Source organism: Maribellus luteus (genome assembly GCF_003576475.1).
GTDB classification, from domain to species: Bacteria; Bacteroidota; Bacteroidia; order Bacteroidales; family Prolixibacteraceae; genus Draconibacterium; species Draconibacterium luteum.
Genome location: NZ_QWGR01000019.1, coordinates 1 through 20,589, shown reverse-complemented (window position 1 = coordinate 20,589; position 20,589 = coordinate 1). Strand labels below are relative to the sequence as shown.

Sequence of the window (20,589 nt, the reverse complement as noted above, 5' to 3'; positions counted from 1 at the left end):
AATTCCCGGTAATCAGTGAGCGACTCCCGGTAATCAGTGACCAATTCCCGGGATTCAGTGCCTGAAAACCGGTATTCGGATACCAATTCCCGGCATCCAGCATCCAATAGCCAGCATCCAGCATCCAATATCCAGCATCCAGTATCCAATATCCAGTATCTAATACTCAAATCTATCCCTAAACGCCCACAAACCAATGGCCGGGTTGGAAATGTAAAACACTTCTTCGCCGTCGGGCATGGTGTTGTAACCGTCTTTCAGTTTTTCAGGATTGTATTTTGCGGTCATTTCATCAAAATCAGCCCAGTTAAAACCCACACTTTCAATCTCTTGTTTTGTAATGTTTTCCGGACCTTTCCCCGGACAATAAGTAATGCTGAAACGTCCCTCCGACGATCCGTGGATCAGGTGGGCAGCAGCACCGAGGTTATTTTGCAGGTCTTCGTTCTCTTTCACCAGTTGCAGGGTGTGCGGCGTACCGAAATACCCGTATTTACGAATCAGTTTATCGATCTGCTTGTCTTCCCCGAATTCTTTTAACGCCGGAGCCAGTACGATCAGTTCCCCGTCGTCGGCCAGTGCCATCCGGGTGCGGTAAATACTTTTGTTACCGAGCCAGGTGCTTTTGAATTCGGTAGGATCGAGCCAAACCACCGCTTTTTTGATCGGTTTGTCGAGCATTTCGAAATTCACTTCGAGCGAGAGTTTGGCGGCTTTGTCAAACACCTCAAAATCGTCGCCGATAAACAGCCCGTAGGTTTGCAGTTTGCCCTGTTTATTCAGGCCCACCACGGTTTGCACATAAACAATCGGTAAATGATTGGAGAAATTCTCGGAAGCATAGTTAAATACCTTCCGCACCGGCGTGTCGGCACGTCCCATCATTTTCTCCATTCCGTAGGCTGCGCCAATATAGTGGCTTTTGTTGATCCCTTCGGCACCGCCTGTTCCCACAAAAATATTTTTGTTGTAGTTGGCCATTCCCACCACTTCGTGCGGCACTACCTGACCGATGGAAAGGATCAGGTCGAAATTGCCTTCCACCAGCAGCTTGTTTACCTGCGCCGGCCAGGTATATTCCACCGCGCCTTCCGATACTTCTTTGATGTATTCGGCAGGAACAGTGCCCAGTGTGATCACGTCGTTGCGCCAGTCGTGGTCGCGAATCAGGTCGGTGGGCAATTTGCCAAACATATGACTGATCTGCTCCATGGTCATCGGGGTGTGCGTACCCAGGGCCGGAAGAACGTCTGTTAGTTTTTCCCCGAAATACTCCCAGGTGAATTCAGTCAGATCACCTGCCTTGGAGGGCAGACGGGTATAGTCGGGCGGGATTGCCAACACCTTTTGTTTGGCACCCATTTTATCGAGGGCTTCAAATAAGCCTTTTTTCAGATCTTCCCTCAACAGCGACGTTTCGGTTGAGCCTTTTTCGTAGAATATCATATCTTTTGTTTTAGGCGGAGGCCAAGGCACAGGCTAAGGTAAACAAGACTGTGCCTGACAACCGCATTACTTTTCCAATGTACGTATCAAAGCATTTAGTTCCTCGATCATCTCTTTGTATCTTGAAATTAAATCTTCAGCAATTTCATTTTCGGTATATTTTTCTGCCTCGGCGACAAGTATTTGGCTGATGGCTTCGTATGCACTTCCTCTTGATATTTTATAAAAACGGGTTTTGTCCTTTGCCTCAAAACGCCCGAATCCTTCTGCAATATTGTGCACACAGGAATTCGCCGACCGTCTTAAATCATCGGTAAGTGCATATTTTTCTTCAACAGGAAAAAGGCGAATGATTTTATATACATCACGAAGCAAGGCAAAAGCCTTTTGCCACACCGACATATCCCTAAAATCATTGTATTTCTTTATCATTTTGAATGGATCTTCAAATTAACTCCTCCTTCTTCCCTCAGCCTCAGCCTCAGCCTTCTTCTCAGCCTTAGCCTTCTCCTCAGCCTAGCGTTTTACGCGCGCGTTTCCGCCCCAGATGCTCCACACCTGTTCTTCGTCGGCAGGTTGTGCATAGTCGGTGAGGAAGGTAGTGGCCAGTGCACCGGTTGCCCAGCCAAACTGCGCCCATTTTTCGGCTTCCCATTGTTTGAGGATGCCGTAAAGCATACCACCCACAAAGCCATCGCCACCGCCAATGCGGTCGAGTACTTTTATCGGACGAGGCTCAACCACATGCCAGTTCTCGCCTTCGAGCATAATAGCGCCCCACAGGTGTTCGTTTACGCTGATCACCTCGCGCAGGGTAGTGGCAAAAACCGATGCATTCGGGAAAGTCTCCTTCACACGGTTGATCAAACCTTTAAATCCATCGATCTTGGCATTCAAACCTTCGCCTCCCGCTTCCGGTCCTTCAATGCCAAAACACAACTGAAAGTCTTCTTCGTTACCGATCAGGATATCCGAAACCGAAGCAATTTCGGTGAAATCTTTGCGCAGTTGTTCTTCGCGGCCTTTCCAGAAGGAAGCGCGGTGATTCAGGTCGAAAGAAATACGGCTGCCGTGTTTTTTGGCTGCGCGGGCCACTTCGAGGCAAAACTGCGTAGTTTCGGGCGACAAAGCACCGATCAATCCCGATAAGTGAACGATCTGCACGCCTTCTTCTCCAAAAATACGTTCGAGGTCAAAGTCTTTTGCGTTCAGTGTTCTTCCCACTTCTCCGGCACGGTCGTTAAACACACGCGGGCCGCGCAAGCCATAACCGCTGTCGGCAATGTTGATCTGGTGACGGTAGCCCCACGGATCTCCCTGCGGCACTTCCGGGCCTTCGTAATCCATGTTTCTCGACCGCAAATTGCTTTTGATGAATTGAGCAATCGGACTTCCCTTTACAAAAGTGGTGAGCACTTTCACGGGCATGCCGAGGTACGAAGCGATACTGGCTACGTTGGTTTCGGCGCTGGTAGCGAACAAGGTAAACTTGTCGCTGCTGTGAACAGGTTGCCCGTTTTCGGGAGTGATACGCGTACCCATGCTGGTAGGCACCAACATGGCGTATTTACAGTTTTGTTTTAGTTGGATACTCATATTTTTTTGTTTTACTGACCGGCCAGGTATTGCAGCCCGACCGGCTTCACAGGTTTATACTTTTTTGAACCCGGATTTCCGGGAAATTTTATTCGCTGAAAACCGCTCCGCTTCTTTTTATACCCATTTCCAAGCCGCGAAGTTCGGCCATTCCGCGTAGAAGACCAATAGCCGAGTAACCCGGATTGGTTTTTTTCTTGAGGTCGTCGAGGATGGTATGGCCGTGGTCGGCACGCATCGGAATGCGGTAATCGGGGCGGTACACTGCCTGGCGTTTGCGCTGCTCTTTCAAAATAGCCAGCATCACGCCGTACATATCCACATCGCCCTGCAGGTGACCGGCTTCGTGAAAGCCGTTCAGCTCGTCACGCTGTGTACTGCGCAGGTGGGCAAAGTTTAGTTTTGCCCCGTGGCGTTTTACCATGCCCACCAGGTCATTGTCGGCGCGTACACCGTACGAACCGGTGCACATCGTAAATCCGTTGTAAACACTGTCGTAAATATTCAGAATGTACTCCAGGTCTTTTTCGGTGCTGACTACCCGTGGCAATCCAAACAGTGAAAAAGGCGGATCATCGGGGTGAATGGCCAGTTTAACGCCGCTTTCTTCGGCAACCGGAGCCACTCTATCCAGAAAATACTTCAGGTTTTCGCGGTAGGTTTTATCATCGATGTTTTTGTATTCATCCAGTTTAGCCTGAAATTGTTCCAGCGTGTACGATTCTTCAGCACCCGGCAAACCGGCAATAATGGTTTTTTCCAGTTCGTAACGCTGTTCACTGTTCATGCTCTCGAAGCGGCGCTGCGCTTTTTTTAGCAGTTCAGCATTGTAGGCTTTTTCGGCTCCTTTTCTGCGGAGGATAAACACATCAAAGGCCACAAAATCCACCATGTCGAAACACAGTGCGCGGGCGCCGTCTTCCAGTTCCATGTGGAGGTTGGTGCGTGTCCAGTCAACCACCGGCATAAAATTGTAGCAAAGCACCGGTATTCCCACTTTTCCAGCGTTACGGATACTTTCGATGTAATTTTCGATCAGCTTGTCGCGGTTGGGGCGGGCCTGTTTAATATCTTCGTGCACGGGAATGCTCTCGATCACCGACCAGGTAAGTCCCCGTGGGCGGGCAGGGGTGGTGCTTTCGTCCCATTCAATAAAACGTTTTCTTTCTTCCAGTGCTTCCACAGGCCAAACTTGTCCGTTTGGAATCTCGTGCAAAGCCGTTACAATGCCTGTTGCGCCTGCCTGCCTGATGTCCTGCAAAGTTACCGGGTCAGAGGGCCCGTACCATCTCCATGTTTGTTCCAATGACATTCTTTCAATCCTTTTTTTACGATTACTATTTTGATTTTTGGTAGATCGTTAGCGTTAACGAAGCTCTTGTTTTAAAAAGCCGGAGCAGCACTCCGGCTTTTATATTGTTTTGGTTTTTACTGATTACAATTAAGATCTATACACCGCCAAAAGCGCTGTATCCGCCGTCAACCGGGATAACGATGCCCGTGATAAAGTTGGAAATATCCGAGATGAGGAACAAGGTTGCTCCCTGCAGGTCTTCGGGTTCTCCGAATTTACCCATCGGCGTATTATCCACAATTTTTTGTCCGCGGGGCGAGTAGCCACCTGTTTTTTCATCGGTAACCAGGAAACGGTTCTGGTTCGTGATAAAGAACCCCGGGGCAATGGCGTTTACACGAATCCCCACTTTGGCCAGGTGAACAGCCAGCCACTCCGTAAAATTGTTGATCGAAGCTTTGGCGGCTGAGTAGGCCGGAATTTTTGTCAGCGGTTTGTACGAATTCATCGACGACACGTTCAGCACCACGCCTTTGCGGTTTTTCAGCATATCGGTAGTGAAAACCATGGTTGGCAGCAGCGTGCCTTTGAAGTTCAGGGCAAACACCTTGTCGAAGCCTTCCATTTCCAGTCCGTAAAAACTGTCTTCGAGCCTGTCAATGTTTTCTTCGAGGAGTTGTTCCACTTTGGTGGTAGCCTGCGGACTATTACCTCCGGCTCCGTTGATCAGGATGTCGATTTCGCCCAGCTTTTCGTTGATCTCGGCTTTGGCTTTTTCGAGCGAAGCCTTGTCGAGTACGTTGGCTTCCACGCCAATAACCTGTGCTCCGGATTCGGCTGCAATTTCAGCGGCTACTTTATCCGCCACTTCCTTGTTGATGTCGGCAATGGCTATTTTTGTGCCCACCGATGCGATGGCTTTAACCATGGCGCTTCCCAAAACACCGGCGCCTCCGGTAATCACACAAACTTTTCCCTGTAAGTCGTTAAATGATAATGGATTCATGATATTTTTTTTCTTGTTGTTTGTTAAAATCATATAGCTCTGTAGTAACTGTTAAGTTTCAATACTTTAGATGTAAATGAATTGAAGCTCGAAGTTAGAAGTAGGAATTAAATCCCCGTGATTGCCTGATCTTCAGGCTTCCATCTTCGGTCTTCTTGCCAGAAATTTTGTTTTTCAATTCCATCCATGTATTTAATTCCGGTTTAAAGTATACAGAGCTGCTATTTAAATTCTTTGTAATAGTCAACGTTTTCTTTGGTAATGATATCAATCGAAGTATAGTTCTTCTCTTCGATGGTTCGTTTCTGCACCACACTTCTGAACAGTTTGTTGATGGCTTCGTAACCCTGCTCCTCGGGCCGCTGGCAAATCAGAAAATGCACCAGCCCTTTTTTCAGGTAACTAACGTTTTCCTTCAGCAGGTCGTGCCCGATCACTTTAATGCCTTTGATGCCGGTTTTTTCCAGCAAAGCCCCCACATTAAAAACTTTCGAGTTGGTTACAAAAATGCCTTGAATGTGGTTCGAGCGTATTTTGTTCTCTATTTTTTCTTCCCATGCCGGATCGTCGGTGTCAGGTACATCGGTAGTGAAAAGCTGGTGGGGCGAGTTGTTTTGTTGCGAAAACCAGTCATAAAAAGCCTTTTCGCGCTGGATAAGGTGGTTCTGGTTGTCCATTTCGCGTGCAAAGTGAATCACCAGGATATTTCCGTCGGGTAAGATCATATCGAGCAGTTTGCCCGATACCAGTCCGCTTTGGTACGAATCCTGCCCAATGTAGCTCAACTGGCCGGCATCCCTGATTTCGGAGTCGATAAACACAAAGGGAATATTCAGTTCATTCAGCTGATCGATAAAGCGAAGCGCTTCTTTTTTGAAAAAAGGCGCCAGTGCCACACCGTCGGGTTGCAGGTCGAGTATCCGTTGTGCTTCTTGCTCAAAACTTTTGGAATCGCCCTGGTTAAAGGTAAAAGGCTGCATCTGAAGCCCGTATTGCCGTAATTCCGCGATTCGTTTTTGCGCGCCTTTCGACGGTTTGCTCCAGTAAGCATCTTCCGACAGCGGCTGGGGCATTAAAGTGGCAAAAACGGCCGATTTTTTCGATGCCAGCGTACTGGCCAGGATGTTGGGCTGGTAATTCAGCTCCTCCACAATTTCGAGGATCTTTTTCCGGGTCGACTCGGCCACTTCGCCACGGTTGTGCAGCACGCGGTCCACCGTTCCGATGGAAACCTTTGCCCGGGCTGCGATATCTTTGATCCGTATTTGTCTGTTTGATTCGATAGCTCTATGTTTTATAGGTTTTTAGCTTTGTTTCGCCTTTCGAAGGCATACAAAATTAAGCAATTTTTTCAATTGTCGTGTTCGTACACGGAAAAATTGAGTTAATATTTACACGGTATTGCTTCCGGGGTTGTAAGTGTTGTCAAAAAAACAACTTTTTATCATTTATCTGAAATGAAAAGTAAAAAATCGGGATGATTGTTTTTTCAAAAGTAGTTCACTCTATTTTGCTTTTAATGAGTTCTTTGGTCGCCAGAATTCAGCCTTTGTTATTTGATGTATCCGATAAATGTATCAAAGAATGCACTGTTTAAACGATACCTTATTATCTTTGTTATCAACCTGATTAAATCTGCTCATGGAGGGTTCTTCTTTGAACAATGATAAAATGCTTGTTGATAAACTTGTTGCAAATGAAGTAGAGGCTTTTGATGCTCTTTTTCATAAATACAACGAGAAGCTTTATCGCTTTGCCTTTTCGCTGTTGAAAAATGACGAGGATGCAAAAGAGATTGTTCAGGAAGCTTTTGTTCGTATCTGGGAAAATCGGACAAAAATTGATTCTTCAAAGTCGTTTAAATCTTTTCTCTTTAAAATTTCGTACAACCTTATCATTAGTCAGTTACGGGTTCGGTTGAAAGATGCAGAATACCGTAAGTTCTTGGTTCAGTTTTTTGAATCGGAGAGCTTTGAACTTGATGTTAGTATTGATTATGAAACGATCCGGGAAAAGGTAAACCAGGCTATTGATGAATTGCCTGCCAAAAGGAAGCAGATTTTTATTTTGAGTCGTGAAGCTGGTTTATCGAATAAAGAAATTGCAGAAAAACTGAATATTTCTGTAAAGACGGTAGAGAACCAGATAGGCTTGTCAATCAGTCATATCCGGAAGCGATTGGGAAAAGGAATTATCGCAACGTTACTATTTATTTCAATTTTTCTGTAATTTTTTTTGGGGGGTAAGCGCAAGTTCTGCGTATTACAACTGAAAAGAAGTCAATAACCAAAAATTGTTTTGGTTGATCATAGAGTTAGTTTGGTTAGAATAGAATTAGATCCCCCATTTATTGGGGGATTTTTACGAAAAAAATGACAGACACGAAAAAGATATCAAACGCAATAAGGAATTACGTTCATAACGAATGCGACAAGGAAGAATTGGATTATGCATTTTCGTTATTTGAGGAACCCTATAAAAACCTTGAAATCAGGACACAATTGTATAATGTATGGGAAACCGAGAATTACGGACAATGCAGTGTTCCTGGCCCCGATGAGTTCAATGATATGCTTCTTCGGATTCACCGAAAAATTAATTTTACAAGTACGGGTAAAAAAGTAAGCAGAGGGAAAAATCTTTACCTGGGCCTGGCTAAAATTGCCGCTATTCTTCTCATCGGAGCTTTAATTGGAGTACTTGTGGTAAATAACTGGAGTTCATCTCCGGTCTATTTTACGTCGTACGCACCCAACGGCTCTGTTTCTCAGGTGGTATTGCCCGATAATTCATTGGTTTATCTGAATTCAGGATCTGAATTGAAATATGCAGTTAATGGCAAACGCGGACTTCGGGAAGTCTACTTAAGTGGTGAAGCCTGGTTCGATGTTGAGCATGTTGAGGACAATCAGTTCATTGTTCATACTCCTTTTTACGATGTTAATGTAGTGGGGACTCAGTTCAACGTAAAAGCATATCCCGAAGACAATACCGTGAGTACGACATTGGAAAGGGGAACTGTGCAAATCACTTCATCCGATCAGTTCAAAATAGCTGAGGATGTTGTTCTCAAACCGGGGCAGCATTTGGTTTTCGACCGTCAATCCAAAAATATCCGGCTCATGAATGTAAATACACGCTACTACACGTCGTGGAAGGATAATAAACTCATTTTTATAAATATGAGTTTGAAGGAGCTTGTAACCATGCTCGAAAGAAAATACGGAGTGGAGATCGAAATGACTGATTCATCGATTTTGAATTATCACTACGACGGAACAATAAAGAATGAAAGTATTCTGGAGGTGCTGGACGTATTAAAGGAAACTTTGCCAATTTCCTATGTTATCGAGAATCAAAAAGTAATTATAAGACACGAATAAAAACGATGCCTATGTAAACAAAACTTATGAAAGAAAAACCGGTCTGATACGGTCATATCAAACCGGTGTACGTTTAAAAAATAGGTGCGGTCACACCTTATTTAGTATAAACAATAACACATCAAATTTATGAAAAAAAATGTATTGATCTTTTTCCAGGATATAGGAAGAAGACAGAAACTACTATTAAAGATGAAACTAACATTGCTTATTCTGTTTCTTGCGTTTATGCAGTTATCAGCATCAGTGTATTCGCAAACTACCAGGTTCTCTTTCGATATGAACCGGAAACAGGTTGTTGAAGTGCTTCGCGAGATTGAAGAACAGAGTAATTTTCGCTTTTTTTATCAAAGAGAACAAGTTAATGTAGAGAGAGTTGTGTCGATAAGTGTTCAGCAGAATACTGTGGACGAAATATTGAGTGCTCTGTTTGAAAACCAGGGTATCCGTTACAAGGTTTTGGACAATGACTTGATTGTACTGACTCCGGAAACAAAAGATTTTTCATCTGTTTTGGATGCCTTGCAGGATAAAAAAATTACAGGAACTGTTACGGATGAAAATAAAGAGCCTTTGCCCGGAGTAACTGTGCTGGTAAAAGGAACAACCCAGGGAACGATTACAGATGCAGACGGAAATTTCTCCATATCCGGTGTTCCGGATGATGCTACGCTGCAGTTTTCGTTTGTTGGAATGGAAACAACAGAAATGGCAGTTGCCGGGCAGAGCGTTATAAACGTAGAAATGGTGTCGGGGGCTATTGGCTTGGACGAAATAGTGGCTATTGGCTATGGTACACAAAAGAAAGTAAATTTAACCGGTTCGGTAGCGATTATTGATGAGGAAACGCTTCAAAACAGACCGGTAACAAATGTTTCATCTGCAATGCAGGGACTTAGTCCGGGTGTTGTTGTTACCAGCACAAATGGCCGGCCGGGAGCCGGATCAACTATTACCGTGCGGGGAAACACCTCGGTGAACGGTAACCCTCTTCTGGTTCTTATCGATGGTGTTGAAGGAACTTTAAATACCGTTAACCCTGATGACATTGCCAGCATGTCGGTTTTAAAAGATGCTGCCTCGGCTGCTATTTACGGATCGAGGGCTGCCGGCGGTGTAATATTGATAACTACGAAGAATGCAAAAAGCGAAAAGACTCAATTTTCCTACAGCAACAACTTTGCAGTAAGAACACCAACCAGAATGCCTCAGACAAATTCAGGATTGGAACATGCCATTTTATGGAATGCTGCTTATGCTTCGGTGGGTAAAATCGGTTATTCTGATGCACATATTGCTGCCATTAAAGATCCAAGTGTATCGGTAATACCTGTTGAAGCGGGTGCGACAGTTGCTTTTGCAAGTTTAGATAACTGGCTTCATGCTTCTGACGTAAACTGGTTGGGAATGATGTTTGACCAGTCAAACTATCAGTCGCATAACCTGAGTATTGCAAAAGCCGGTGATGTAAATTACCGAATCTCAGTTGGGTATATTGACGACGGAGGCTTTTTTGAAAAATGGGCTCCGGATTCCTATAAGCGTATTAACGGACGGGTAAATGTAGAAACGGATCTTATTGACAAGATACTGAGCCTGGATGTGAAACTGGCGTATGCAAATGAAAATACAGCCGGAAACAATATTGATGTAAATAATATCTACCGTACACCACCAACCATGCCGGTGAAAGATACGAACGGTAACTATTTACGGTATCGTATGCAAGGTAATGCTATTCAGGAGGCGAAAGAACGAGGTGAAAATTCAACCATAAACAATCGTTTTGACGGTAACTTTAAGTTGACCTTAAAGATTATGGATGGTTTGACATTTACCAGTTTGAACGGAGGACGTTTTAACTTTCAACAGGAAAATAACTACAGTAATTTTGTGGCGAAGTGGATGGCTGACGGCACTATGCGTGCACAACCAAGCCCGTCGAATTACAGTGTTACACGGTACAGCACACAATACAATTACATGTCGACTCAGAATTACATCACTTTTGATAAAACGCTGGCAACAAATCACAAGCTTACGCTTATGTTAGGACAATCCGCCGAATCAGCTAAAAGCGATCAATTGTATGCCTGGAGAAACGAAATTGTAGGAAGCAATATTCTGCCTGCTTTAAATTTAGGAAATGCAGATAATGCCAGAAATGGTAATTCTCTATACGAATGGGCTTTGTCATCGTATTTCGGACGTTTTAATTATAACTTCAAAGAAAAATATCTTTTTGAAGCCAACTTTCGCTCAGATGCCTCTTCAAGATTTTCAGAGAAGAACCAGCGGGTTTTATTCCCTTCGTTTTCTGCTGGCTGGAGACTTTCTGAAGAAGAGTTTGTGAAGAATTGGGGAGTGTTCCAAAACCTGAAATTAAGAGCATCGTGGGGACAAATGGGGAACCAGTCCGGATTGGGATATTACGACCATATCCCGGTATACTCCTTTAACGGAACCTACCCGATGGGAGATAACCTGGTGCAGTGGGCAACGCAAGAACAGCTTGCCTCGGCCGATAGAACCTGGGAAACGATCGAGACATCGAATATCGGTATTGACATGCAGGTTTTAAATAGCCGCTTAAATGTTACCGGTGATTATTATACCAAAAAGAACAAGGATATGTTGATATCCACCGTTGTTCCTTCGATTATTGGTATTACAGTACCTACCGGAAACTATGGTACTTTAGAGGTTAAAGGTTGGGAAGTAGCCGTAAGCTGGAACGATAAAATAGGCACTGATTTTAACTATGGGTTGAGATTCAATATATCAGATCAGAAAGATGAACTGGTAAAATACAATGTTACTGAATTCTCTCGTGGACTAATGAGGGTGCAGGGATATCCAATGGCAGCCGTATTCGGTTATAGAACCGATGGTTACTTTGCTACCGATGCCGAAGCAAAAAGTCATGCTTACATCAATGCCAATGCCACTGCAGGAGATATCAAGTATCTCGATCTAAACGATGATGATAAAATTACTTCGCCAAACGATGTAGTTTACCTTGGTGAAACTTCACCTCATTATGTTTGGGGCTTTAATATCGATGCCAGTTATAAGAATTTCGATTTTCAGGCTTTGTTCCAGGGAGTTGGAAAACGTATGATTTCAATCAACCAGGAGTCGGGTGACCCCAACCTGATCAACCAAACTCAGAACGGCTGGGATAACTATTCTTACACCTATCACAACGATTACTGGACGCCCGATAATACCAATGCACGTTTTCCACGCCCTACGGTTGGCCAAGGATTTAATTACTGGTATTCCGATCATTGGTTGGAAGATGGAGCTTATTTGCGCCTGAAAAATATTCAATTGGGTTATTCATTGCCCAAATCACTTTTAAGTCAGGTGCATATCGACAATTGCAGAATTTATGTAAGCGGAGAAAACGTTTTTGAGGTAACCAATTTATTGGATGCTTTTGATCCTGAAATTGGGAACGGAAGAGGAGGTTCGATTATTTATCCTCTGAAAAGAACTTATTCGGTAGGATTGAATATTCGCTTTTAATAATGGAATAACAGACAAAAAAAACGAACTATGAGAAAATATATATATATACTGCTTGTAGTCATAGGCGTATCGTGTACTGACGATTTCTTGAACAAAACTCCTATGACAGAACTTTCTCCCGAATTCTTTTGGCAAACTGAAACTGATTTACAGTTGGGATTGAATTATTTGTACCGTGGTATTAACCCGGGCCTTACGGGTGATGTCAGAACCATTGATACCTATGCTGAAAGTCAAAATGCGGTGAGCGCAGGTAACAACTCGGCTCCCAACTCTGATGGAGTTTATAACAATTCGTACACCTACATTCGGATCGCCAACGACTTTCTTGAGAATTATGAAAATGCAACGGTGTCAGAGTCGGTCAAAAACAGATACAAGGGAGAAGCGCTGTTTTTTCGTGCATTTTATCACTTTGAACTTTGTAAACGCTTTGGTGATATCATAATTGCAGAAAATACATTAGACTTTGATTCCGACGAGCTTTATGGGGCCAGAGATTCAAGAGACGCCGTAATTGATTTTATTATGAAGGATCTGGAAGAAGCTTCTGACTACCTTCCGAAGAAAAGCGATATCGCGGGAGAGGCTTATGGTAGGATTACCAAAGGTGCCAACGATGCTTTTGCCAGCCGCGTTGCATTGTATTTCGGTACACTGAAAAAGTACTCAGGAGAAACGGGTTCTGAAGCACTGCTTCAAAAGGCAAAAAGTTTTGCCGATAAGGTGATTACAAGCCAGGAATATTCTTTGTTTGAATTGTCTTCGTACGAGAATTTTTCTGACTTATTCTATGAAGAGAATGAGGCGAACGATGAGACGATACTGGCTTACCAATACAGTCGGGATCATGGTTCTTACAACATCTGGGTAAGAGCTTTGATTACTGATAACTATTCATCTCCGTTAAAACATCTTGCTGATGCATTTCTGATGAATAATGGTCTCCCCATTACGCATTCTTCTTCCGGATTCACGGGTTACGTTACGAAGAATTCAGAATTCGAAAACCGGGATCCGCGTATGTTCGGCACATTTTACAGACCAGGTATTGATAAAGATAATTCGGGAGCAACCTTTGAAATAAATTCGCTCGGAACTTTTTCAACAACAGGTTATTGCCCGCGAAAATATACCTATTTGGATGCAGTGGGCGACTTGAGCGGAGAAAGACGTTATGGAGATGTAATGGTGATCAGATACGCAGAGGTTCTGCTTAATTATGCTGAAGCAAGCTTTGAACTGGGGGCAACCGGAGGAGAACTGGACCAGGTACTCAATAAGTCAATCAATGTGTTGAGAGACCGTGTTGGAATGCCGCATTTAACATCTGCTTTCGTAACGAGTAATTCGTTGGATATGTTAACCGAGATCAGAAGGGAACGACAAGTTGAGCTTGCCAATGAAAGCTTCAGATACGACGATCTGATTCGCTGGAGAACTGCAGTTGCAGAACTGAACCAGGATGTGCTGGGGGCTACAACCAAAGTTTACAGTGCGTTCACCGGGAAGAAGAAAACAATCGACGGAGTTGATTTTGTTTGGCTGGAAGAAGCATCGACAAGAAACTTTACCGACAAGAACTACTTGTTCCCATTGCCTATAGTGCAATGGCAGTTGAACGAAAATCTTTTACCGAATAATCCAGGTTGGTAAAATAAAACAATAAAATCAGGCCATTTTTTAATGGCCTGATTCTTTTTTCCGAATAACATAACTGATTAGTACATTTTCGTATAAAAACCCGGGCAGGCAATAACAGACCACCCGACTTTCGCAAGGCAAAGGGCAATTATGCCTATTTCGTTAAATTCGTAAGAAAGTATGTTCGTTTCAATATTTGTTTTTATGAAGGATGTGTTTTATAGAAAGACTGTCAGCTTAGTATTTCTGGTCCTGATAGGTAGTAAGGCTTTATTGGCACAAGAAACAGTTCCGCTGCCAACTCCGGCTCAGTTACAATGGCAAAAAACCGAATTAGCTGCCTTGGTTTGTTGGGACCTGCATGTTTTCGACGGCGAATTTTATGTGCAAAAAAATGTACGTATCACGCCGGTAAAGGATTACAACACCTTCAATCCCTCGAAATACGACATGGATCAATGGATTGTGTCGCTGAAAAATGCCGGTTTTAAAATCGCCATTTTTACAGTTAGCCACGAAACGGGGTTCTTTTTTCACCAGAGCGATGCCACACCTTATTGTATGAAGGCACTAAAATGGCAAAATGGGGAAGGCGATATTCTCCGCGATTTTAAAGAAGCCTGCGAACGGCACGATATGTTGCCGGGCGTGTACATCGGTACACGATGGAATGCATTTTACGGTGTGCATGATTTTAAAGTGCAGGGCGAAGACGAGTTTGCTGAAAACCGCCAGAAACACTACAACCGGATGATCGAAAATATTGTGGAAGAAATCTTTACCAACTACGGCGACTGGGCGATGGTTTGGTTCGACGGTGGTGCTCACGGCCCGGAACAAGGCGGCCCCGATGTACTTTCGGTTTTCGAGAAATACCAGCCTGACTGCCTGTTCTATCACAACCTGCAACGTGCCGATATGCGTTGGGGAGGAAGCGAAACAGGCACTGTTCCTTACCCGTGTTGGGGGACTTTCCCTTATCCTTCAACAGGCGCGGGCGAATCGGCGAAAAAGGAAATAGGAGCCAATAATTTTCAATTGTTGAAAACCGGCGATCCCGACGGAAAATACTACATCCCTGCCATGAGTGATGCCCCGCTGCGCGGAAACGGTGGACACGACTGGTTTTGGGAACCCAATCGCGAGCAGATTATTTACCCGCTCGATAAACTGGTGAACATGTACTACAATTCCGTAGGCCACAATACCACACTCATTCTTGGAGTAACACCAAACGCCGACGGATTAATGCCAGATCCCGATGTGAAACGAATGAAAGAATTTGGCGATGAAATTCAACGCCGTTTCTCAAATCCCATTGCAACCATTTCCGGTACGGGGAAAAAATTGATGCTGAAACTACCGGAAAGACAAAGCGTAAACCAAGTGGTCGTAATGGAGGATATCGCGAAAGGCGAGCGGGTACGAAAATTTATTCTGGAAGGAAAAACAAAACAGGGCTGGCAAATCCTTTTCGAGGGATCCTGCATCGGGCATAAATTTATTCACCGATTTGATGATATGGAAGTTTCAGCACTCCGGATAAAAGTTCCTGAATCCATTGGTGAAACCCAGCTTCTTGAGTTTTCAGCTTATTATATTGAAGAATAAATTATAAACAATGCTAAAACAATTCGCTATCCTACTGATAATTCTTGTGTTTCCTCTTTTCTCATTTTCTCAGAATAATGAAAAGAATGTGAAAGTGATGACCTACAATATCTGGAACGGTTTCGATTGGGGAAAAGACGCAACGCGACGGGCAAAACTTCAGCATTGGGTGAATACCCAGCAGCCAGATGTGTTTGCGCTTGAGGAATTGTGTATGTATACTCCGGAAAAGCTGCAGGCAGATGCCAAAAGTTGGGGACACAATTACTCTGTACTATTGAAGGAGAGTGGTTATTCGGTCGGTTTAACTTCCAGGTATCCAATCGAGGTAAAAGAAAAAATGATTGAAGGAATGCATCACGGAGCCTTGCATTGCAAAACCAGCGGTATCGATTTTCTGGTCGTTCATCTTCATCCCGGAAGCATAAGCCGCAGACGCGAAGAGATGAAAATCCTGCTCGTCAAACTGGAGCAAATTAAAGCTGAAAATACGAAATACATTGTACTAGGCGATTTTAATGCACATTCGCCGTTCGATGCCGATTTGTATCTACCTGATGGTGATCTTCTGACACGTCTGCGTAACAGTAACGAAGGTAAGGGGCTGGATGGAAATATTGATAACGGCAATCTCGATTATTCGGTCATTTCAGGTTTTCTTTCAGCTCCATTGTACGATGTTACACGTAATTTTTCGAATGGAATAGAAGAACGAGGAAGCTTTCCGGCTATGGCATTGGCGCCGGTTAATAATGAAAGCCATGAACAACTGCGGGCTCGGTTGGAACGAATCGATTATATCCTGGTTTCTGCCGAACTTGACGCAAATTGTACAAATGCAAAGGTTTGTAATGGCGAGGATAATTGGTATTTATCCGATCATTATCCGGTAATTGCTGAATTCAGGTTCGACAAATAAATTACAAAATAGTAGGATAAATGAACTTTAATATGATACGCGTACTGATACTTTCGATTCTGTTTGCCCTTTGTTTCACAATGAACGTTCAATCCCAAAATGCATTTGCCGACCAATGGGAATTTAAGGGAATTGCAGTGCAGGATTCGGGCTATACCATTTGGGGAACATCACCCATTTACGACGACGACGGGAAAGTACACCTGTTTGTGGCTCGCTGGCCCGGCGAATTAAAAGTTGATCCGGGATGGCGTACCCACAGCGAAATAGCACATTATGTAGGCGATTCTCCCGAAGGTCCCTTCGTGTTTTCCGATGTGGCGGTGAAAGGTGATATGGAGGGACAAGCTCCTTGTAATCCTGCTATTCACAAAGTAAAGAGTGAACCTTATTATGCCGCTCATAATCCGGCCATTCATAAAGTAGATAGTTTGTATGCGCTTTTTTTTATTATGAATACCGGCATTGAAAAACATCCGTCCAATCAGTTTATTTGCCTGGCTACCTCAAAAAGCTTGTACGGGCCATGGGAAAGGACTGGCGAAAACGGAAAAATTCTTACACCTCCCGACAATCCTGATTATTGGAATTACCAGGCAAGTAACGGTGTCAATAATCCGGCCTTTTTACAACATCCGGATGGGGGGTATTTTCTGTACTTCAAATCAGAAAAAGCAAAAATGGGACTGGCTGTTGCAGAAAACCTGGAAGGGCCGTATGTGCAAATGCCTTTCCCGGTAACCGTTAACGACCGGAACATTGAAGATGGATACGCTTTTATGTACAACGGAAAATTTGCCTTGCTTACTACCGACAATCACGGAATTATGGAGGAAGGCGGAGGGATCCTCTGGACTTCGGAAGATGGCATTCATTTCGATAACTACGAAAAGGGATTTAACCGCATAAATGCATACGCTGATGTCGATATGGATAAAGTAGCCGTTCACTATGGCCCAAAGAACCGCCCTTATGCCAAGTTCGAACGCCCGCAACTGCTGTTTAAGAATGGCTTGCCGCAATATCTTTATATGCCTTCGGGAACCAATATTTATGGCGGCGATTGTACGATTAGTTATGTATTAAAATTTAAAACGAAAAAATGATGATATCAAGATTTCTGAAAATTGTTTGTATTACCTTATTAAGTACTGGCTTTTTGAAAGCCCAGGAAACCAGGGAAATCCCTGTGCCCACCCAGGCACAACTCAACTGGCAGAATGCTGAACTTGTTGCCGTTTTCCATTACGATCTGCATGTTTTTGACGGGAAGAAATACAACCAGCGCGAAAACCGGATAACACCGGTGCCGGATTACAATATTTTCAATCCGAAAAAACTGGATACCGACCAGTGGATAAAAGCAGCAAAGGATGCCGGATGTAAAATTGCCATTCTTACTGCGACTCACGAAACCGGTTTTGCCTTGTACCAAAGCGATGTAAATCCGTATTGCCTGAAAGCTGTAAAATGGAGAGATGGAAAGGGTGACATAGTAAAGGATTTTGTTGAATCGTGCAGAAAATACGACGTTTTACCGGGAATTTACATAGGTATCCGCTGGAATTCTTTTTTGGGGATTCACGATTTTAAAGTGAGCGGCGAAGGACCTTTTGCCGAAAACCGGCAAAAATATTACAACCGCATGTGCGAGGGGATGACCGAAGAACTGATGTCGCGTTACGGAGATTTAGCCATTGTTTGGTTCGACGGTGGTGCACATGGCCCGGAAAAAGGTGGACCCGATGTGTTAGGAATTTTCGAGAAGCACCAGCCGAACGGCATTTTCTACCACAACACGCAACGCGCCGATATCCGTTGGGGAGGAAGTGAAAGTGGCACTGTTCCGTATCCGTGTTGGGGCACTTATCCCTTTGTGTATTCTCATTCAACCAACCAGGAAGTTGTTTTTAAAAACAATTTTCAGTTGTTGAAAGAAGGTGATCCGGATGGGGCGTATTACATGCCCGCCATGAGTGATGCGCCGCTGCGGGGGTACAACGGACGCCACGAATGGTTCTGGGAACCCGGTGACGAAGAACATATTTTCCCGCTCGAAAACCTGGTGAACATGTATTACAATTCGGTGGGGCACAACAGTACGCTGATTTTGGGACTTACACCCGATCCGGACGGACTAATGCCTGAGCCGGATGTAAAACGACTCAAAGAGCTGGGCGACGAAATTAAAAACAGGTTTGATGCTCCTGTGGCTCAAACCAAGGGAACGGGAGAAACGATAACCCTTGAAATTCCTGCCGGGAAAAAACTGAATCACATCGTCATTCAGGAAGATATTGAACACGGGGAACGGATTCGTACCTATACAGTAGATGCCCGGATAAACGGTGTCTGGAAAAAACTGTGTGAGGGAGAATCGGTGGGGCACAAACGAATTCAGTCTTTTGATACGGTGAGTTGCTCGGCCCTGCGTCTTACGGTGGAGAAAAGTGTGGACAAACCATTGATCCGTAATTTTTCAGCCTTTTTAATTGATTAATTTTTACAAAACAGATTAGCAGCTATGTACAAACAAATCAGACTTGGCCTTGCGGCAATCATTGTATTTTTTTCGTTGATGACGCGGGCTTCGGAAAGACCCAACATCATTGTGTTTCTTGTCGACGACATGGGGTGGCAGGATACGTCGGAACCTTTCTGGGACCAGGTTACTCCCTTAAATAAAAGGTACCGTACCCCGTCGATGTCGCGTCTGGCATCCGAAGGGATGAAATTTACGAACGCCTATGCCTGCCCGGTTTGCACACCTACCCGGACAAGCTTGATGAGTGGAATGAATGCGGCACACGAGGGCATTACCAACTGGACCTCGCCGCTAAAAGACCGCAACACGGACAATTCCGATGAACAAATGACAGGCGCTTCGTGGAATTTCAATGGATTGAGTCCTGTTCCGGGCATCGAAAAAACCATCCATGCAACCCCATTCCCTGAACTGTTAAAGGAGGCGGGGTATTTTACCATCCACGTAGGGAAAGCACATTGGGCCTCGCAAGGAACACCCGGTGCCAGCCCGCACCACATGGGTTTTATGGTGAACATTTCCGGTCATGCCGGCGGTCATCCTCAGAGTTACCTCGGTGAAGATAACTACGGAAATATTCCGGGGAAAGCCCAACCACAGGCCGTTCCCGATCTGGAAGAATATTTTGGCACCGACACTTTTTTAACCGAAGCATTGACGCTGGAAGCCATCCGTGCCATGGAAGCACCCATCCGGAACAAACAGCCTTTTTTCCTGAACATGTGCCAGTATGCGGTGCACACACCCATTATGGCCGACAAAAGGTTTGTACAGAAATATTACGACGCCGGCCTCGACCCGATAGAAGCCCGGTATGCTTCGCTGATCGAGGGAATGGATAAGAGTTTGGGCGATATTATGGACTACCTCGAGAAAATGGATGTTGACGGGAATACCATTATCATTTTTATGAGCGATAACGGTGGACTGAGCCTGACTCCTCCACGCGGCGGCGAGCCGTTTACCCACAACCTGCCACTGAAAGCCGGAAAGGGATCGGTGTATGAAGGGGGGATTCGCGAACCCATGATTGTAAAATGGCCGGGTGTGGTGCAGCCAAAAACCGTTGCCAGTCAGTATGTAATTGTCGAAGATTTTTTCCCTACCATTCTGCAAATGGCCGAAGTGAAAGACTACAAAATAGTACAGCCGGTGGATGGAAAAAGCTTTGTGCCGATCCTCGAAAACCCGGAATATTCGGATACAACACGTGTTTTGGTGTGGCATTCTCCGAATAAATGGACCCGGAATGACGGACCCGGAATCAATTATTTCAGTGCAGTGCGGCAAGGAAAATGGAAGCTTGTGTACAACATGCGAAACGGGAAAAGAGAGCTCTACAACCTTGATACCGATATTGGCGAGTTAAACGACCTTTCGTTGCAGCATCCGGCAAAAGTAAAAGAGTTGGCCGCGTTAATTTCCGATCGTTTGCGCGAATGGAAGGCGCCCATGCCTGCGTTTAAAAGCACAGGGATGAGGGTGCCCTATCCCGACGAGGTAAGGGAATAATCGCTTGACTTAGGGAACCGTTCGCCTCTACCCCTCGTTTGCAACGAGGGGTAAGTTGTTTTGCATTTGTAATGCCATTTTATTCGGCAGCATTTTTAT

The 20,589-nt window shown here is 44.5% G+C and carries 15 protein-coding genes; 9 read left to right on the top strand and 6 right to left on the bottom strand.

The window, feature by feature from the left end:
* Positions 1 to 159: 159 nt before the first annotated feature.
* The 6 genes from D1614_RS21140 to D1614_RS21115 all read right to left on the bottom strand — a co-directional run bounded on the left by D1614_RS21140 (position 160) and on the right by D1614_RS21115 (position 6,592).
* Positions 160 to 1,446 (bottom strand): nickel-dependent putative hexonate epimerase, encoded by a 1,287-nt coding sequence (locus tag D1614_RS21140; protein ID WP_119439987.1) that lies wholly within the window; start codon positions 1,444 to 1,446, stop codon positions 160 to 162.
* Between the two features lie 66 nt (positions 1,447 to 1,512).
* Positions 1,513 to 1,878, bottom strand: a complete 366-nt coding sequence (locus D1614_RS21135) for a four helix bundle protein (protein WP_119439986.1) — start codon at positions 1,876 to 1,878, stop codon at positions 1,513 to 1,515.
* 84 nt (positions 1,879 to 1,962) lie between these two features.
* Positions 1,963 to 3,042, bottom strand: coding sequence for a sugar kinase (locus tag D1614_RS21130; protein WP_119439985.1), 1,080 nt, complete (start codon positions 3,040 to 3,042; stop codon positions 1,963 to 1,965).
* Positions 3,043 to 3,130: 88 nt separating this feature from the next.
* Positions 3,131 to 4,354 (bottom strand): mannonate dehydratase, encoded by a 1,224-nt coding sequence (uxuA, locus tag D1614_RS21125; RefSeq protein WP_206610107.1) that lies wholly within the window; start codon positions 4,352 to 4,354, stop codon positions 3,131 to 3,133.
* 136 nt (positions 4,355 to 4,490) lie between these two features.
* On the bottom strand, positions 4,491 to 5,342 hold the full coding sequence (locus D1614_RS21120; protein ID WP_119440069.1) for an SDR family oxidoreductase: 852 nt from the start codon (positions 5,340 to 5,342) through the stop codon (positions 4,491 to 4,493).
* A gap of 221 nt (positions 5,343 to 5,563) precedes the next feature.
* Positions 5,564 to 6,592: a LacI family DNA-binding transcriptional regulator gene (locus D1614_RS21115; RefSeq protein ID WP_262707235.1), complete on the bottom strand. Its 1,029-nt coding sequence runs from the start codon at positions 6,590 to 6,592 to the stop codon at positions 5,564 to 5,566.
* A 421-nt stretch (positions 6,593 to 7,013) separates the two neighbouring features.
* Here D1614_RS21115 and D1614_RS21110 point away from each other — a divergent pair, with 421 nt between their 5' ends.
* From D1614_RS21110 to D1614_RS21070, 9 genes are all read left to right on the top strand, one after another.
* Entirely contained in the window at positions 7,014 to 7,571 is a 558-nt protein-coding gene (locus D1614_RS21110) for an RNA polymerase sigma-70 factor (protein ID WP_162304592.1), read from the top strand.
* A gap of 143 nt (positions 7,572 to 7,714) precedes the next feature.
* Complete coding sequence (locus D1614_RS21105; RefSeq protein ID WP_119439982.1) at positions 7,715 to 8,725, top strand: FecR family protein; 1,011 nt, start codon at positions 7,715 to 7,717, stop codon at positions 8,723 to 8,725.
* Between the two features lie 129 nt (positions 8,726 to 8,854).
* A complete protein-coding gene (locus D1614_RS21100; protein ID WP_119439981.1) occupies positions 8,855 to 12,256 on the top strand; it encodes a TonB-dependent receptor in 3,402 nt (1,133 codons plus the stop codon).
* A gap of 30 nt (positions 12,257 to 12,286) precedes the next feature.
* Positions 12,287 to 13,915, top strand: coding sequence for a RagB/SusD family nutrient uptake outer membrane protein (locus tag D1614_RS21095; protein ID WP_119439980.1), 1,629 nt, complete (start codon positions 12,287 to 12,289; stop codon positions 13,913 to 13,915).
* A 261-nt stretch (positions 13,916 to 14,176) separates the two neighbouring features.
* A complete protein-coding gene (locus D1614_RS21090) occupies positions 14,177 to 15,514 on the top strand; it encodes an alpha-L-fucosidase (RefSeq protein ID WP_206610106.1) in 1,338 nt (445 codons plus the stop codon).
* A 10-nt stretch (positions 15,515 to 15,524) separates the two neighbouring features.
* Entirely contained in the window at positions 15,525 to 16,433 is a 909-nt protein-coding gene (locus D1614_RS21085; RefSeq protein ID WP_119439978.1) for an endonuclease/exonuclease/phosphatase family protein, read from the top strand.
* A 32-nt stretch (positions 16,434 to 16,465) separates the two neighbouring features.
* Positions 16,466 to 17,539, top strand: coding sequence for a glycoside hydrolase family protein (locus D1614_RS21080; protein WP_147384335.1), 1,074 nt, complete (start codon positions 16,466 to 16,468; stop codon positions 17,537 to 17,539).
* Positions 17,536 to 18,933: an alpha-L-fucosidase gene (locus tag D1614_RS21075; protein ID WP_206610105.1), complete on the top strand. Its 1,398-nt coding sequence runs from the start codon at positions 17,536 to 17,538 to the stop codon at positions 18,931 to 18,933. The genes D1614_RS21080 and D1614_RS21075 overlap by 4 nt, the downstream gene beginning before the upstream one ends.
* 24 nt (positions 18,934 to 18,957) lie before the next feature.
* Positions 18,958 to 20,490, top strand: a complete 1,533-nt coding sequence (locus tag D1614_RS21070) for a sulfatase (protein ID WP_119439975.1) — start codon at positions 18,958 to 18,960, stop codon at positions 20,488 to 20,490.
* Positions 20,491 to 20,589: the final 99 nt, after the last annotated feature.

What these genes read in the sequence shown, in the direction of transcription:
- D1614_RS21070 (WP_119439975.1), top strand. Translation starts at nt 18,958, where the DNA reads ATGTACAAACAAATCAGACTTGGCCTTGCGGCAATCATTGTATTTTTT.
- D1614_RS21135 (WP_119439986.1), bottom strand. Translation starts at nt 1,878, where the DNA reads ATGATAAAGAAATACAATGATTTTAGGGATATGTCGGTGTGGCAAAAG.
- D1614_RS21085 (WP_119439978.1), top strand. Translation starts at nt 15,525, where the DNA reads ATGCTAAAACAATTCGCTATCCTACTGATAATTCTTGTGTTTCCTCTT.
- uxuA (WP_206610107.1), bottom strand. Translation starts at nt 4,354, where the DNA reads ATGTCATTGGAACAAACATGGAGATGGTACGGGCCCTCTGACCCGGTA.
- D1614_RS21140 (WP_119439987.1), bottom strand. Translation starts at nt 1,446, where the DNA reads ATGATATTCTACGAAAAAGGCTCAACCGAAACGTCGCTGTTGAGGGAA.
- D1614_RS21100 (WP_119439981.1), top strand. Translation starts at nt 8,855, where the DNA reads ATGAAAAAAAATGTATTGATCTTTTTCCAGGATATAGGAAGAAGACAG.
- D1614_RS21080 (WP_147384335.1), top strand. Translation starts at nt 16,466, where the DNA reads ATGATACGCGTACTGATACTTTCGATTCTGTTTGCCCTTTGTTTCACA.
- D1614_RS21130 (WP_119439985.1), bottom strand. Translation starts at nt 3,042, where the DNA reads ATGAGTATCCAACTAAAACAAAACTGTAAATACGCCATGTTGGTGCCT.
- D1614_RS21105 (WP_119439982.1), top strand. Translation starts at nt 7,715, where the DNA reads ATGACAGACACGAAAAAGATATCAAACGCAATAAGGAATTACGTTCAT.
- D1614_RS21075 (WP_206610105.1), top strand. Translation starts at nt 17,536, where the DNA reads ATGATGATATCAAGATTTCTGAAAATTGTTTGTATTACCTTATTAAGT.
- D1614_RS21110 (WP_162304592.1), top strand. Translation starts at nt 7,014, where the DNA reads ATGCTTGTTGATAAACTTGTTGCAAATGAAGTAGAGGCTTTTGATGCT.
- D1614_RS21095 (WP_119439980.1), top strand. Translation starts at nt 12,287, where the DNA reads ATGAGAAAATATATATATATACTGCTTGTAGTCATAGGCGTATCGTGT.
- D1614_RS21120 (WP_119440069.1), bottom strand. Translation starts at nt 5,342, where the DNA reads ATGAATCCATTATCATTTAACGACTTACAGGGAAAAGTTTGTGTGATT.